Genomic DNA, 14,214 nt, shown 5'->3' on the forward strand with positions numbered 1-14,214 from the left:
TGCTGTGCCCCCTTGCCGAGCTTTGCCCGGACCCCCTTGTCCGGGCATCGCCGCGGATCCTTGACCCTGTCCTCCACCCCGGCGCCGTTGCCGGAGCTCTGCGGATCCGTCACAGGGCCTCAGGACCCCTCTCTCCCGTGCGTACGCGGATGACGGTGTCCACGGGCACGGACCAGACCTTGCCGTCACCGATCTTGCCGGTGTGCGCGGCCTTGACGATGACGTCGATCACGTCCTCGGTGTCGTCCTCCTCGGCGAGGACTTCGAGGCGCACCTTGGGCACCAGGTCGACCTGGTACTCGGCGCCGCGGTACACCTCGGTGTGGCCGCGCTGGCGGCCGTAGCCGCTCGCCTCGCTGACCGTCATTCCCTTGATGCCGAACTGTTCGAGCGCGGCCTTGACGTCGTCGAGCTTGAACGGCTTGATGATGGCGGTGATGAGCCTCATGCGTCCACCTTCTTAGGAGCGGGGGCCGTGGGACCGTTGGGGGAGGTCACGCCGGAGGCGTAGACCGTGCCGAGGTCGTACCCCGTCTCGGCGTGGGTGGTGACGTCGATGCCGGTGACCTCGTCCTCGGTGGTGATCCGGAAGCCCATCGTCTTGTCGATGATCTTCCCGATGATCCAGGTGACGACGAAGGAGTAGCCGCCGACGGCGATCGGGCCGAGCACCTGCAGGCCGAGCTGGCCGACGCCGCCGCCGTAGAACAGGCCCTTGCTCTGCTGGTCGAGGAAGGGGTAGGCGGCCAGGAAGCCGAGCGAGACCGCGCCGATGACGCCGCCGACCAGGTGCACGCCGACCACGTCGAGGGAGTCGTCGTAGCCCAGCTTGTACTTCAGGCCCACGGCGTAGGCGCAGATCGCGCCGGCCAGCAGGCCGATGACCATCGCCGCCCACGGGTCCACGAAACCACAGGCCGGGGTGATGGCGACCAGGCCGGCGACCGCGCCGGAGGCGACGCCGAGGCTGGTGGCGTGCCCGTCGCGCAGCTTCTCGACCACGAGCCAGGCGCCGGCCGCGACGGCGGTGGCGATCTGGGTGTTCATGAAGGCGAGCGCGGCGGTGCCGTCCACGGCCAGCTCGGAGCCGGCGTTGAAACCGAACCAGCCGAACCACAGCAGACCGGCGCCGAGCAGGACGAGGGTCAGGTTGTGCGGCCGCATCGGCTCCTTGCGCCAGCCCTGGCGCTTGCCGATCACCAGGGCGAGGGCCAGGGCCGCGGCGCCCGCGTTGATGTGGACCACCGTGCCGCCGGCGAAGTCCTCGATGCCCATGGTGTTCAGCCAGCCGGTGCCCCAGACCCAGTGCGCCACCGGGAAGTACACGACGGTCGCCCACACGACGGTGAAGACGATCCAGGCCCCGAACTTCGCCCGGTCCGCGATCGCGCCGCTGATGAGGGCGACCGTGATGATGGCGAACGTCATCTGGAAGGCGGAGAAGATGAGGCTCGGCATGCCCGTGCCGTCGTCCTTGGTGGCGGTGTCCACCAGGCTCTGCAACCCCAGCGCGTCGAAGCCGCCGATGAAGTTGTTGATGGCCGAGCTGGCGTTGTCGGTGAAGGCCAGCGAGTGTCCGAAGAGCATCCAGGCGATGGAGACCGTGATGATGGCGCCGAACGACATCATCATCATGTTCAGGACACTCTTGGCCCTGGTCATGCCGCCGTAGAAGAACGCGAGGCCCGGAGTCATCAGCAACACCATGGCGGTGGCGACGATCATCCAGGCAGTGGTGCCGCCGTCGATCTTCACGAAGCGACCCTCCCTTACGTGTGACGTGTGGCCACAGCGTGTTCGCCTGGGGTTTCGTGGCGCGACCAGGTGTGTTTCACATGTGTGAATCTCGCCACACCGGTGTTTCGGCTGCGTTTCGGACGCCTCACGCATCCCATAAGAGCCCGGTCATATCGGTCATGCCATACTTAGGGTTGCCTTACCTACGATCAAGGAATGCCGATGCGTCTCCGCCTGGCCGCCGCCGCCATGCTCCCCCTTCTCGCCCTCGCCGCGTGCGGCACCTCCGGCTCCTCCGCCGCGCCGGACGCCGGGCCCACGCGCACCGTCAAGCACGCCATGGGCGAGACGAAGGTGCCGGCCGCCCCGCGGCGCGTCGTGGTGCTCGACACCGACAAGCTCGACTCCATGGTCTCGCTCGGGACGGCCCCCGTGGGCGCGGCCCAGGCCCAGCAGAACCAGAAGTGGCCCGCGTACCTGGGCTCGGCCCTGTCGGCCACCAAGGCGGTCGGCACCACCCAGGCCCCCAACCTCGAAGCGATCATGGCACTCAAGCCGGACCTCATCCTGGGCTCCAAGTTCCGCCAGGAGGCGTTCTACGACAAGCTGAGCAAGATCGCGCCGACCGTGTTCACGGAGAAGGTCGGCATCACCTGGAAGGAGAACTTCCTGCTCGACGCCGAGGCGCTGGGCAAGAAGGACCAGGCCGCGAAGCTGCTGGCCGCGTACGAGGGGCGGGCCAAGGAGGTCGGCGCGAAGTTCACCGGCATCAAGGTGAGCATCGTGCGCTTCATGCCGACCGAGATCCGCATGTACGGGCCGGAGTCGTTCAGCGGCATCGTCGTCGGCGACGCCGGCATCCCCCGGCCCGAGGTCCAGCGGCTCGCCGCCCAGGCCGACAAGCGCTTCGGCAAGCTGAGCCAGGAGAACATCGCGCAGGCCGACGGGGACGCGCTCTTCTACAGCGCCTACGGCGAGGCCGCCGCCAAGGCGCAGGCCGAGGTGACCGGCGGGCCGCTGTGGAAGAACCTCGGCGCGGTGCAGTCCGGCCACGCCCACAACGTGGACGACGAGGTGTGGATGACCGGCATCGGCGTCACGGCCGCCGGCCGTATCCTCGACGACCTGGCGAAGTACCTGACCCCGCTCGCCTGAGCCCGCACGCTCAGCCGAGGCGGACCGGGTCGCCCTTCCTGACGCGGCCGGGCCGCGCCACCCGGGCGTACACGCCCGCGCACGGCTGCGGCCCGGAGTCGAACACCGGCACCCGGTTGTGCCGGGCCACGGTGCGGAGGGCGTCGACGTCGCGGCCGAGCGCGCCGTGGGCCAGGGTCGGGATCGCGCAGCGCGGGCTGGCCACGATGACCTCCAGCACGACCTCGTCGCCCACGTGCAGCCGCCGCCCCGGCCAGTCGTTCTCGGGGAAGCCCTCCTCGCCGGTCGCGATCACCAGGTTGGGCCGGTAGCGGACGGCCTCGACCCGTCCCCTGGGGCCGAGCGCCCCGATCCGCTCCAGGGCCGCGGTGGTGATCAGGTGGATCGGCGCGAAGTCGAAGAACGTGCCGGGCGGCGCGCCCGCCCCGAGCGTGCCGACCGTGTACGGCACCTCCGCCTCGATGCCCTCGGCCAGCACCCGCTCCGGCACCGACCGCTCCAGCTCGGCGCCCTCCGGCGGCACGTCGATCAGCCGCACCTCGCGCCCGGTCAGCCGGGACAGCTCCGCCTCCGAAGGGCAGGCCGCCCCCTCGACGGTGAGCAGGGCCCGCCAGAGCCGCGGGTTCTTGGCGCTGGCGATCTTGCCGGTGGCGACGTCGAGCACCGCCCGCGCCCGGTCGCCCGCCAGCCCGCGCTCGCTCACCTCGCTCTCCGCGACCTCCTCGCCCAGCAGGGACTTGACCGGGTAGCGCCGCAGCGTCTCGACGTGCACGAGCCCCAGCCTACGGCTGCGCCCAGAAGCGCCGCAGGTGCGGCACCAGGTCGCCGGGCCGCTCCTCGGGGAAGAACAGCCGGGCGCCCGGGACCTCCACGACCTCCCGCACGCCGGGGATCGTGTCGCGCAGCCAGTACGCCCAGCTCACGTCGAAGAACGGGTCGCCGGTGCCCCACACCACGAGCGCCGGCACGGTCAGGACGGTGAGCTGCGGCTCGATGGCGACCAGCTCCTTGGCCTCGATGCCGGCCAGCAGCCGTTCGAAGGCCTCGGCCCCGCCGGGCTTGGCGAGGATGGGCCGCAGGTAGGCGTCCACGACCGCGGCCGGGTCGCCGAGGTGTTCGTAGCCGGCGCCGAAGGCGGTCGCGGCGAGCGCCTCGGGCTGGTCGAGCAGGACGGCGAGGAGCGGGGCGAGCTGCCCGGTGGCGGCCAGCTCGACGGTCGGCGCGAACGCCTCGGGCGGCGTGTTGGTGTGCACGTCGCAGTTGGTGAGCGTGAGCGTGCGCAGCCGCTCGCGGTGGCGGACGGCGAAGAGCTGGGCCACCGCGCCGCCGGTGTCGTTGGCCACGAGGTCGATCTCGTCCAGCCCGAGCCCGTCGCACAGCTCCTCGACGGCCTCGGCCAGCGCGGGCAGGGACAGGTCCGCGCGGGCGGCGCTGCCGCCGTGCAGCGGCAGGTCGATCGCGACGCAGCGGCGTTCGTCGCGCAGCTCGGCGATGACGTGCCGCCAGAGGTGGGAGCTGGTGCCGACGCCGTGCACGAACAGCGCGACGGGTCCTTCGCCGGCGTCCGTGTAGCTGATCCCGTTCATGGTCCTCCTAACAAACCGACTGTCGGTCTACGAAATTACCGACTGCCGGTCGGTTTGTCTATCGTGGATCCATGAACCTCAAGGCGGACCGCGCCGCGGCGACGCGCGACCGGGTGCTCACCATCGCCACGCGCCTGTTCGCCGAGCGGGGCTACGACGACACCCCGATCGAGGCGGTCCTGCAGGAGACGGGGCTCAGCCGGGGGGCGCTCTACTACCACTACGCGGGCAAGGAGGCGCTGTTCGAGGCCGTGCTGGAGGCGCAGGAGGCGGCGGTCGGCGTCCAGATCACGGAGGCGGTGGGCGGGGTCGGCGACCCCGCCGAGTCGCTGCTCACCGGGGTGCTGGCCTGGATCAGGCTGGCCGCCGACCCGGTCGTCCGGCAGATCATCCTCATCGACGCGCCCGCGGTGCTGGGATGGGAGCGGTGGCGGGCGCTGGAGGAGCGTTACTCGTTCGGCATGCTCAAGGCGGCGCTGCAGGCGACCCGCTCGGTGCCGCCCGGCTACCTCGACCTGTACGCCCACATGTTGCTGGCCGCCATCAACGAGAGCGTGCTGCTCGTCGCGCGCGGCGGCGACCGGCCGGCCGCCGAGGCCGCCGTCGAGGAGTTCCTGCGCCGCCTGCTGCGGCAGAGCACATGACAGCGCCCGGCCCCTCCTGCCGAGTGCGGCGGAGGGGCCGGGCGCGGGGTCAGCGGGTCAGGCGGCGGCGGTCGCCATCTTGCGCAGGCGGGCCAGCGCGTCGCGCTCGATGCGGCGGGCCCGGTCGCGGCCGATGCCGTAGCGCTCGCCCACCTCGGTCAGCGTGTGCTCGCGCCCGTCCACCAGCCCGTAGCGCCAGCGCAACATCTCGCTGGTGGCGCCCTCCAGGCCGGTCAGCCACTGGTCGAGCCGCTCGCGCTCCAGAATGTCGATGGCCTGCTGCTCGGGGTCGGCCCAGGTCTCGTCGGCGATCATGTCGCCCAGCTCGGTCTCGTCCTCGTCGCCCACGCCGAGCTGCAGCGACACCGGGTCGGAGGCCCAGCGGCGCAGCTCGCGCACCCGCTCGATCGGCAGGTCGAGGATGTCGGCGAGGTCGTCGTCGGTCGGCTCGGTGTCGAACTCGGCGAGCATGTCGCGCCGCACCCGCATGAGCCGGGTCATCTGCTCCCCCGCGTGCGTGGGCAGCCGCACCGGCCGCGCCTGCTCGTGGATGGCCCGCCCCACCGATTGCCGGATCCACCACGTCGCGTACGTGGAGAACTTGTAGCCCCGCCGGTAGTCGAACTTCTCCACTGCCCGCACCAGCCCCAGGTTGCCCTCCTGGACCAGGTCGATCAGCGGCATCCCCCGGCCGGAGTACTTCCTGGCCACCGCCACGACCAGGCGCAGGTTGGCCTGGATGAACTCGTCCTTGGCCCGCTGGCCCGAGATGGCCAGCCGCTCCAGCTCCTCGTCGGCCGCGTCCCCGATGCGCGGCTCCGAGCCCCCGCTGTCGAGCAGCTGCTCGGCGAACAGTCCCGCCTCGATCCGCTTGGCGAGCTCAACCTCTTCCTCCGCCGTGAGCAGCGGGACGCGGCCGATCTCGGCCAGGTACGTCCCCAGCAGATCGCGGTCCGCGACGTGCTGCTCCTGCGTGCGACTCCCCGTAGGCCTTGCCATCCCCTGGCACCTCGTTCCGCAGCTGCGTCCTATACCCGGCCAACGTCCGGGCCGAGGCAAAGATTCCCTAAAGCGCTACGACCGAGGGAGGGTTCTGGATGTCCTCCTCAAGGAGGAGACCACCCTGAAACACCTGGTGGACGAGGGGTACGCCGGGCCGGTAGGCCAGGTGGACGTAGGACGGGGCGTCGAGCACGACCAGGTCCGCGCGGGCTCCTCTCCGCAACCAGCCTACGTCCGTGCGGCGCAGCGCGCGCGCCCCGCCGTACGTGGCCGCCCTGATCGCCTCCAGGGGCGTCATCCGCATCTCGCGCACCGCCAGCGCCACGCAGAACGCCATCGACGAGGTGTAGGACGAGCCCGGGTTGCAGTCGGTGGCCAGCGCCACCGTGACCCCGGCGTCGAGCAGCCGCCGCGCGTCGGGGTACGGCGAGCGGGTGGAGAACTCGGCCCCAGGCAGCAGCGTCGCGACGGTGCCGGAGGAGGCCAGGGCGTCGACGTCGGCGCCGGTGAGGTGGGTGCAGTGGTCGGCCGAGGCCGCGCCCAGCTCGCACGCGATCCGCACCCCCGGCCCCTCGCCGAGCTGGTTGGCGTGCACCCGCAGGCCGAGCCCGGCCTTCAGCCCCGCGCCCAGGATCTCCCGCGTCTGGTCGCCGTCGAAGGCGCCGCGCTCGCAGAAGACGTCCACCCACCGCGCGTACGGCGCGCACGCCGCCAGCATCTCCCCCGCGACCAGCCGCACGTAGTCGTCGGCCGGCACGCCCTCGGGCACCACGTGCGCGCCGAGGAACGTGGTCTCGTCGGTGAAGGCGGTGGCGACCTCCAGGGACCGCCGCTCGTCCTCGACGGTCAGCCCGTAGCCGCTCTTGATCTCTACGGTGGTGGTGCCCTGCCGCGCCATCTCGCCGACCAGCGCGAGCGCGTGCGTGGCCAGCTCGGCGTCGCCGGCCCGGCGGGTGGCGGCCACGGTGGTCCTGATGCCGCCGCCGGTGTAGGGCTCGCCGGACATGCGGGCCTGGAACTCGGCGGTGCGGTCGCCGGCGAAGATCAGGTGGGCGTGGGAGTCGACGAAGCCGGGGATGACGGCCCGGCCCGCCACGTCCACGCGCCGCTCGGCGCCCGACGGGGCCCGCGCGGCCGGGCCGAGCCAGGCCACCACGCCGTCCTCGACGAGCAGCGCCGCGCCGGGGATCTCCTCGCGCTCCGGGTCGCCGGTGTAGAGCAGCCCGATGCCGTCGATCAGGGTGGTGGTCATCGCAGGGCTCCTATCGCCTCGGCCAGCAGGGATCCGACGTCGCCGAGCACGTGCTCGCCGCCCGCCACCACGCGCCGCCCGCCGGACACCACGGAGTGCACGTCGGCGGCCGTGGCCGCGAACACCACCGCCTCCAGCCCGTCCGCGCCCGCCGTGCGCACGCTGTCCAGGCGCACCGACACCAGGTCGGCCCACGCGCCCGGCACCAGCAGGCCCGCGTCGGGGAAGCCGAGCGACAGGTGGCCCGCGCAGGTGGCGGCGGACAGCAGCTCGACGGCCGGCCAGTGGCCGCGCCGCCCGGTCGCCAGGCGCTGGTCCAGCTCCATCCCGCGCGCCTCCTCGAACAGGTCGACGACGGCGTGGCTGTCGGAGCCGAGCGTGAGCGCCGCGCCCCGGTCGGCCAGCTCGCGGGCCGGGCCGATGCCGTCGGCCAGGTCGCGTTCGGTGGTGGGGCACATGCACACGGCCGTGCCCGAGTGGGCCAGCAGCTCGATGTCCACGTCGGTGAGGTGGGTGGCGTGCACGGCGGTCGAGCGCGGGCCCAGCACGCCGTGCTCGTGCAGCACGCCGACCGGCGTCGCGGCGTACATCTCGGCGCAGGCGGCGTTCTCCGCCCGCTGCTCGGAGACGTGCGCGTGCAGCGGCGCGGCGTGCCGGTGGGAGAACTCGGCGACCACCGGCATCTGCTCGGGCGGCACCGCGCGCACCGAGTGCACGGCCGCGCCGATCTCCACGTCGGGCTGCCCCTCGTAGGCGGCGGCGAGGGCGTCGGCGCGCTCGGCCCAGCGGCCGGCGTCGCCGTCGCCGAAGCGGACCTGCGCGCCCGACAGCGGGGCACCCATGCCGCCCGACAGGTAGCAGGTGTCGAGCAGCGTGACGCGCAGCCCGGCCGCGCGGGCGGCCTCGACCAGCGCGTGGCCCATGGCGTTGGCGTCGTCGTACGGCGTGCCGTCCGGCCCGTGGTGCAGGTAGTGGAACTCGCCCACGCAGGTGACGCCGGCCAGCGCCATCTCGGCGTAGACGGCGGTGGCCAGGCGCAGGTAGGAGTCGGGGTCGAGGCGGCCGGCCACCTCGTACATGCGCTCGCGCCAGGCCCAGAAGTCGCCCTTGCCCTGCTGGGCGGCGCCGCGCAGGGCCCGGTGGAAGGCGTGGGAGTGGGCGTTGGCCAGGCCGGGGATCGTCAGGCCGGCCAGCCGTTCCGCGCCGGGCGGCGGCGGCCCCTGCCCGATCCTGGCGATGCGGCCGCCCTCGACCTCGACGAGCACGTCGCCGGCGACGCCGCCGGGCAGCCATGCCTGCTCGCACCAGTACGTCAGCGACACAGATCCTCCAGCACGTCCGCCAGCGCCACCACTCCCGCCTCGCAGTCTGCCTGCTCGGCGTGCTCCTCAGGGGCGTGGGACACGCCGGTGGGGTTGCGCACGAACAACATCCCGGCCGGCACGCCCGCCGCGGCGAGGATCCCGGCGTCGTGCCCGGCCCCGGTCGGCAGGACGGGCGCGGGCGTGTCGCCGCCCGCCACGCGGGCCAGGCGGTCGCGGAGCGCCGCGTCGAAGCCGACGACCGGCGTCCAGGACTCCTCGCTCACCTCGTGGCCCTCGGCCAGCTCCGCGACCAGGGCGCGGACGTCGTCCTCGGCCGGGCCGCGGGCGTCCAGCCAGGCGGCGACGTGGCCGGGGACGGCGTTGGCGTTGCCCGGCGCGACGCGTACCTTGCCGACCGTGGCCACCACGCCGCGCCGCTCGGCGGCCGCGCGGGCGGCCAGCACCATGCGGGCGAAGGGCAGCATCGGGTCGTCGCGGTCGGCCAGCCGGGTGGTGCCCGCGTGGTCGGCCCGGCCGCGGAAGTCGAAGCGCCAGCGGCCGTGCGGCCAGATGGCGGCGGCCACGCCCACCGGCCGGCCGCTGCCGGCCAGCCCACGGCCCTGCTCCACGTGCAGCTCCACGAACGCGCCGACGCCCGCCAGCGTCCCTGGGTCGGGCCCGAGCGCCCCGGGCTCACGCCCGGCCCTGGTCAGGACGTCGGCCAGGGTGTCGCCCTCGTCGTCGGTGAGCGCCAGCGCCCGCTCGGGCGCGAGCGCGCCGGTGAGCAGCCGCGAGCCCACGCACGGCACGCCGAACCTGGCGCCCTCCTCGTCGGTGAAGCAGGCCACGCCGAGCGGCCGCGCGGGCTCGGCGCCGCGCTGCCTGAGCAGGTCGAGGGCGGCGAAGGCGGAGACGACCCCGAGCGGGCCGTCGTACGCGCCGCCCTGGCGGACGGAGTCGAGATGGCTGCCGGTCACCACGCCGGGACGGCGCGACGGGTCGCCCCACCAGGCCCACAGGTTGCCGTTGCGGTCCTCGCGCAGGTCGAGCCCGCGCCGCGCCGCCTCCCCGGCGAACCACTCCCGGAGCTCCAGGTCTGCCGGGGACCAGGCGTCCCTGACGTAGCCGCCGGTCGCCGGGTCCCGTCCTATGTGCGTGAGCGGTTCGAGCATGGACCCACTGTAGTGAATGGATCCATTCAGTTGACGGGGCCCGCCGCAGGGCGGACCGTCAGCTCGGTCAGGTGCGCGTCCGGCCCGGCGTTGACGGCGGCCAGCACCGCGCGGGCCACGCTCTCGGCGGTCAGGTACTTGTCGGGCTCGAACGCGCCGCCCTCGTAGCGGCGGACCTCGTGCTGCATGTCGGTGGCGACCCGGCCCGGGTAGACCGTCGTGACGCGCAGCCCGGTCTCCTCCAGCCGCAGCGCGTCGGCGAACGCCTTCAGGGCGAACTTGCTGGCCGCGTACGCACCCCAGTGGGGGTTGGCGCGCTGGCCGGCGCCGGAGTTGACGCACACCACGTGGCCCCGGGCGCGGCGCAGGGCGGGCAGCAGCAGCCGGGTCAGCTCGGCGACCGCGACCACGTTGACGTCCAGGGTCTCCCGCCAGGCGGCGGCGGGCTGGTCGGCGATCAGGCCCATCCGGGCGATGCCGGCGCTGTGCACGAGCAGGTCGAGCCGTTCCACGCCGGCCACGTCGGCCGCGGCGACCCTCGTCAGCTCCACCGGCCAGGGCCGCGCGTCGGGCAGCTCCGCCGCCACGGCCGCCAGGGCGCGCTCGTCGCGGCCGCCGAGGATGACATGGTGGGTGGGCCCCAGCGCCCGCGCGACGGCCGCGCCGACACCTCGTGAAGCGCCGGTGACCAGCGCCGTCGGTCGTTCAGTCATGGCGATCAGCTTATTGCCGTTGACGGGCACTCAAATTTGAGTACAAACTTGAGGTCGTGTCCTCCATGCGCATCCTCATCCTCGGCTGTCTCCTCGACGGCCCCATGAACGGCTACGGCGTCCGGCGACGGCTGGAGGCGATGCGGGCCGACCTCTGGGCCAGCGTCGCCTACGGCTCGATCTACCACGGCCTCGGCAAGATGGCCGACGAGGGCCTGCTGGAGGTGGCCGAAGGCGGCAAGGGCGGCAAGGGCGTCTACACGATCACCGACGCCGGCCGCGAGGAGTTCCACCGCCTGCTGCTGGCCGCCTGGCACGAGGTCAGGCCGATCGTCGACCCGTTCCAGGTCGCCCTGACCTTCATCGACAAGCTCGACCGGCAGGACCTGATCGACGCCCTGTACGGCCGGGTGACCCAGCTCCAGATGAACGTGGACGCGCTCGGCCACGTCATCGGGCTCAAGCGGCAGCACGGCGCCCCCGAGCACGTCCGCGAGAACCTGCGGCTCACCCGGGCCATGCTCAAGGCCCAGCTCGAATGGGTCGAGGAGGCCGTCGCCCGGGTCGAGTCCGACGAACTTCCCTGACCACTCCCCCGAAGGAGTCTCATGATCATCGAGGCGCACGACTTACGCAAGACGTTCACCACCAGGAGCCGCAAGGGGCCGCGCGCCGTCGAGGCCGTGCGCGGCGTCAGCCTGCGCGTCGCCGAGGGCGAGGTCTTCGGCGTGCTCGGCCCCAACGGCGCCGGCAAGACCACCACGATCCGGATGCTCGCCACGCTGATCACGCCCGACGCGGGCACCGCCGTGATCGCCGGGCACGACCTGCGCCAGGAGCCCGCCGCCGTCCGCCGCAGCGTCGGCTACGTCAGCCAGGCCGGCGGGGTCGAGGACACCACCACCGCCCGCGCCCAGATCACCCTCGCCGCCCGCGTCCACGGCGTGCCCGACCCGCGCCGGGCCACCGCCGAGGTGCTGGAGCGCTTCGACCTCGGCGAGATCGCCGACCGCCCCGGGCGCACCCTGTCCGGCGGGCAGCGGCGGCGCGTCGCCATCGCGATCGGCCTCGTGCACAGCCCGCCGCTGCTGTTCCTCGACGAGCCCACCACCGGCCTGGACCCGCAGAACCGGGCCAACCTGTGGGAACGCCTCGCCGAGCTGCGCGCCGCCGGCACCAGCGTGCTGCTCAGCACCCACTACCTGGACGAGGCCGACGCCCTCTGCGACCGGCTGGTGATCGTCGATCACGGGCGGGTCGTGGCCGAGGGCACCCCGGCCGAGCTGAAGCGCGAGGTCTCCGGCGACGTCGTCACGCTGCGGCTGGACCAGCCGGAACGGGCCGCGGCGGCGCTCCGCCCGCTGGCCCGCGAGACCCGCCTCGACGGCGGGACGCTGCGCCTCTACGTGGACGACGGCGAGCACGCGCTGCCCGGCCTGCTGCACGCGCTGGAGGAGCGGCAGGTCGGGCTCACCTCGATCGCGCTCGACCGCGCCACGCTCGACGACGTGTTCCTGGCCAGGACCGGCCGGTCCCTGCGCGACTCGGGAGCCGCCGCGTGATCCGCCACACCCTCCTGTTCACCGGCTACGAGCTGCGCAAGCTCCTCGCCAACCCGATCTGGCCGCTGTTCGGCATCCTGCAGCCGGTGCTGTACCTGGTGATGTTCGCGCCGCTGCTCAGCTCGCTCACACCGGGCGGCGGCACCGCGGACGCGCTGCGCATGTTCACGCCCGCCGCCATGATGATGATCGCGCTGTTCGGCTCGTTCTACTCCGGCTTCGGGCTGATCGCCGACCTGCGGAGCGGCTCGCTCGAACGCCACGCCGTCAGCCCCGCCTGGCGGCCCGCCCTCGTGCTCGGCCGGATGGCCAGGGACATGATCACCCTCGTCGCCCAGGCCGTGCTCGTGCTGGGGGTGGCGCTCGCCATGGGGGTGCGGATCGGGCCCGTCGAGCTGCTGCTCATGCTCGCGCTCATGGCCGCCACCGGGCTGTTCGCCTCGGGCGTGTCGCAGGGGCTCGCGCTCACTGTGCGAGACGAGAACGGCATGTCGCAGACGGTCAACCTCTTCATGCTGCCGGTCATCCTGCTGGCGGGGCTGATGATCCCCATCTCGTACGCGCCGCCGTGGATGCGGGCCGTCGCCCCGTTCAACCCCTTCTACCACGCCGTCGAGGCGGGACGGGCGCTGTTCGCCGGGCAGCTGTCCAGCGGCTCGATCCCGATCGCGTTCGCGGTGTTCGCGGCACTGGCCACGCTGGCCACCCTGTGGTCGGTGCGCTCGCTACGCCGGATCGCCGGGTAGGCCGTCCGGCGGTCGCTCTCATGCCGGCAGGAGACCCCGTAGGACGAGCCGGCCCCGCGCCGTCCGTGGGACCTGCTGGACGACATCCGCGGATACCGGCTGCTCAACGGCGCGCTACCGCTCCATGGAGCGCGGGTGTTCGGGCAGCCGAACGGTCCCGTCCGGGCTGCCCGAGGCGGGTGGCACAAGGTCATCCGCTGAACGGGTTCGGATCGCCGGAGAGGAACGTGCCGGTCTCGTCGGTCATGCGCTCGTACTCCTCCAGGCGGGCCTGGGTGCGGAGCGGCACCGCGTCCGCCATGGCCTCCACCAGGGCCATGGCCAGCAGGAGAGGGGCCGCGTGCGAGTCGAACACGAGCCGGTCGCCGACGGGCGCGTCCAGCACCACCTCGGCGGGGAAGCCCGGCTTGTCGGTGATCACCGCCAGGCGGTAGCCCAGCTTGTCGGCGTACTCCAGGGCCTGCACGGCCTCGCGCGGGTAGCGCGGCAGCACCACCGCCACCAGCCACTCCGCGCCCGCCCGGCGCGCCGCGTGCAGGCCGTCGGCCAGCTCCGAGCCGCCGTGGGTGAGCAGCCGCACGTCGGGATGCACGCGGCGGGCGTAATAGGCGAACGTGGTGGCCAGGCCGCACGACACGCGCAGGCCCACGACCGGCAGGGGCTCGGTGGCGGCCAGGTGCTCGCCCAGCTCCTTCAGGGGGAAGGCGCCCAGGCGGTCGCGTACGACGGCGAGGTTGCGGATCTCGGCGTCGATCGCGCCGCGCAGCAGGCTCTCCTGCGGCGCGGCCGGCTCGCCGCCGCCCAGCACCAGCGGGCGCAACGCCTGACGCAGCTCCGGGTAGCCGGCGAAGCCCAGGACCATGGCGAACCTGGTGACCGACGGCTGGCTGACGCCCGCCCGCTCGGCCAGCTCGACGCTGGACAGGAAGATGGCCTCGTCGAGGTGCTCGCTGAGGTAGTGGGCGATGCGCCGCTGCACGGGCGACAGCCTCCGGCCGTCCAGGAGCGTGCTCAGCCCGCCGTGATATCCGTCCGCCACGACTCACTCCAACGCATTCCGCCCCTTGTTCTCATCCCGCACCATACGTCCCACCGTCCCCCTTGACCTCGCCGTACTCCGGCCGATGTCCCTCAAAGAGGGGAGGGGCGTCCGATGCCCCTCACTCACCGCCCCTTCAACCCCTCCGTACTCCGGCCGGCGTCCCTCGGAGGGCGGAGGGGCCTGGCTGTCCTCCAGCCGCGGCCCCACTCAGGCGAGGGAGGGGGCCTGGCCGTCCTCGGGGGGAGGCCCGCCGCAGCGCTTCCTCGTCCCCGTGCTCCGGCCGGCGTCCCTCGGAGGGG

Annotated in this window: 15 protein-coding genes; 5 read left to right on the forward strand and 10 right to left on the reverse strand. The window is 73.2% G+C overall.

The genetic code is table 11. The features are described 5' to 3' along the window. Positions 1 to 109 precede the first annotated feature (109 nt). Together MF672_RS48460 and MF672_RS48465 are read right to left on the reverse strand one after the other, a co-directional pair. The gene (locus tag MF672_RS48460; RefSeq protein ID WP_020546578.1) at positions 110 to 448 is read right to left on the reverse strand and encodes a P-II family nitrogen regulator; all 339 of its coding nucleotides are present in this window, start codon (positions 446 to 448) and stop codon (positions 110 to 112) included. After that, complete coding sequence (locus MF672_RS48465) at positions 445 to 1,755, reverse strand: ammonium transporter (RefSeq protein WP_242373259.1); 1,311 nt, start codon at positions 1,753 to 1,755, stop codon at positions 445 to 447. The genes MF672_RS48460 and MF672_RS48465 overlap by 4 nt, the downstream gene beginning before the upstream one ends. Positions 1,756 to 1,953: 198 nt before the next feature. On the opposite strand from MF672_RS48465, the gene MF672_RS48470 reads away from it, so the two are divergent. Then, complete coding sequence (locus tag MF672_RS48470; protein WP_242373257.1) at positions 1,954 to 2,892, forward strand: ABC transporter substrate-binding protein; 939 nt, start codon at positions 1,954 to 1,956, stop codon at positions 2,890 to 2,892. Positions 2,893 to 2,902: 10 nt separating this feature from the next. Here MF672_RS48470 and MF672_RS48475 read toward each other — a convergent pair whose 3' ends face one another. Together MF672_RS48475 and MF672_RS48480 are read right to left on the reverse strand one after the other, a co-directional pair. Further along, positions 2,903 to 3,664: an MOSC domain-containing protein gene (locus MF672_RS48475; RefSeq protein WP_242373255.1), complete on the reverse strand. Its 762-nt coding sequence runs from the start codon at positions 3,662 to 3,664 to the stop codon at positions 2,903 to 2,905. 10 nt (positions 3,665 to 3,674) lie between these two features. Next, positions 3,675 to 4,478 (reverse strand): alpha/beta fold hydrolase, encoded by an 804-nt coding sequence (locus MF672_RS48480; RefSeq protein ID WP_242373253.1) that lies wholly within the window; start codon positions 4,476 to 4,478, stop codon positions 3,675 to 3,677. 71 nt (positions 4,479 to 4,549) lie between these two features. On the opposite strand from MF672_RS48480, the gene MF672_RS48485 reads away from it, so the two are divergent. After that, entirely contained in the window at positions 4,550 to 5,122 is a 573-nt protein-coding gene (locus tag MF672_RS48485) for a TetR family C-terminal domain-containing protein (RefSeq protein WP_242373252.1), read from the forward strand. Between the two features lie 57 nt (positions 5,123 to 5,179). Here MF672_RS48485 and MF672_RS48490 read toward each other — a convergent pair whose 3' ends face one another. From MF672_RS48490 to MF672_RS48510, 5 genes are all read right to left on the reverse strand, one after another. After that, on the reverse strand, positions 5,180 to 6,121 hold the full coding sequence (locus MF672_RS48490; RefSeq protein WP_242373251.1) for a sigma-70 family RNA polymerase sigma factor: 942 nt from the start codon (positions 6,119 to 6,121) through the stop codon (positions 5,180 to 5,182). A 67-nt stretch (positions 6,122 to 6,188) separates the two neighbouring features. Then, positions 6,189 to 7,376 carry an imidazolonepropionase gene (gene hutI, locus MF672_RS48495; RefSeq protein WP_242373250.1) on the reverse strand — a complete coding sequence of 396 codons (1,188 nt, stop codon included), beginning with the start codon at positions 7,374 to 7,376 and terminating at the stop codon, positions 6,189 to 6,191. Continuing rightward, entirely contained in the window at positions 7,373 to 8,698 is a 1,326-nt protein-coding gene (locus MF672_RS48500) for a formimidoylglutamate deiminase (protein WP_242373249.1), read from the reverse strand. Before MF672_RS48500 ends, hutI begins: the two co-directional genes overlap by 4 nt. After that, positions 8,689 to 9,852 (reverse strand): allantoate amidohydrolase, encoded by a 1,164-nt coding sequence (locus MF672_RS48505; protein WP_242373248.1) that lies wholly within the window; start codon positions 9,850 to 9,852, stop codon positions 8,689 to 8,691. The genes MF672_RS48500 and MF672_RS48505 overlap by 10 nt, the downstream gene beginning before the upstream one ends. A gap of 26 nt (positions 9,853 to 9,878) precedes the next feature. Continuing rightward, the gene (locus MF672_RS48510) at positions 9,879 to 10,565 is read right to left on the reverse strand and encodes an SDR family oxidoreductase (protein WP_242373247.1); all 687 of its coding nucleotides are present in this window, start codon (positions 10,563 to 10,565) and stop codon (positions 9,879 to 9,881) included. A gap of 65 nt (positions 10,566 to 10,630) precedes the next feature. On the opposite strand from MF672_RS48510, the gene MF672_RS48515 reads away from it, so the two are divergent. From MF672_RS48515 to MF672_RS48525, 3 genes are read left to right on the forward strand one after another with little or no spacing between them, the layout of a single operon-like run. After that, positions 10,631 to 11,152, forward strand: coding sequence for a PadR family transcriptional regulator (locus MF672_RS48515; protein ID WP_242373314.1), 522 nt, complete (start codon positions 10,631 to 10,633; stop codon positions 11,150 to 11,152). 21 nt (positions 11,153 to 11,173) lie between these two features. Further along, positions 11,174 to 12,127 carry an ATP-binding cassette domain-containing protein gene (locus MF672_RS48520; RefSeq protein ID WP_242373246.1) on the forward strand — a complete coding sequence of 318 codons (954 nt, stop codon included), beginning with the start codon at positions 11,174 to 11,176 and terminating at the stop codon, positions 12,125 to 12,127. Then, complete coding sequence (locus MF672_RS48525) at positions 12,124 to 12,873, forward strand: ABC transporter permease (protein ID WP_242373245.1); 750 nt, start codon at positions 12,124 to 12,126, stop codon at positions 12,871 to 12,873. The genes MF672_RS48520 and MF672_RS48525 overlap by 4 nt, the downstream gene beginning before the upstream one ends. A 190-nt stretch (positions 12,874 to 13,063) precedes the next feature. Here the strand turns inward: MF672_RS48525 and MF672_RS48530 are convergent, their stop codons facing one another. After that, entirely contained in the window at positions 13,064 to 13,912 is an 849-nt protein-coding gene (locus tag MF672_RS48530) for a MurR/RpiR family transcriptional regulator (protein WP_242373244.1), read from the reverse strand. Positions 13,913 to 14,214: the final 302 nt, after the last annotated feature.

The organism is Actinomadura luzonensis, assembly GCF_022664455.2.
Classification (GTDB): domain Bacteria; phylum Actinomycetota; class Actinomycetes; order Streptosporangiales; family Streptosporangiaceae; genus Nonomuraea; species Nonomuraea luzonensis.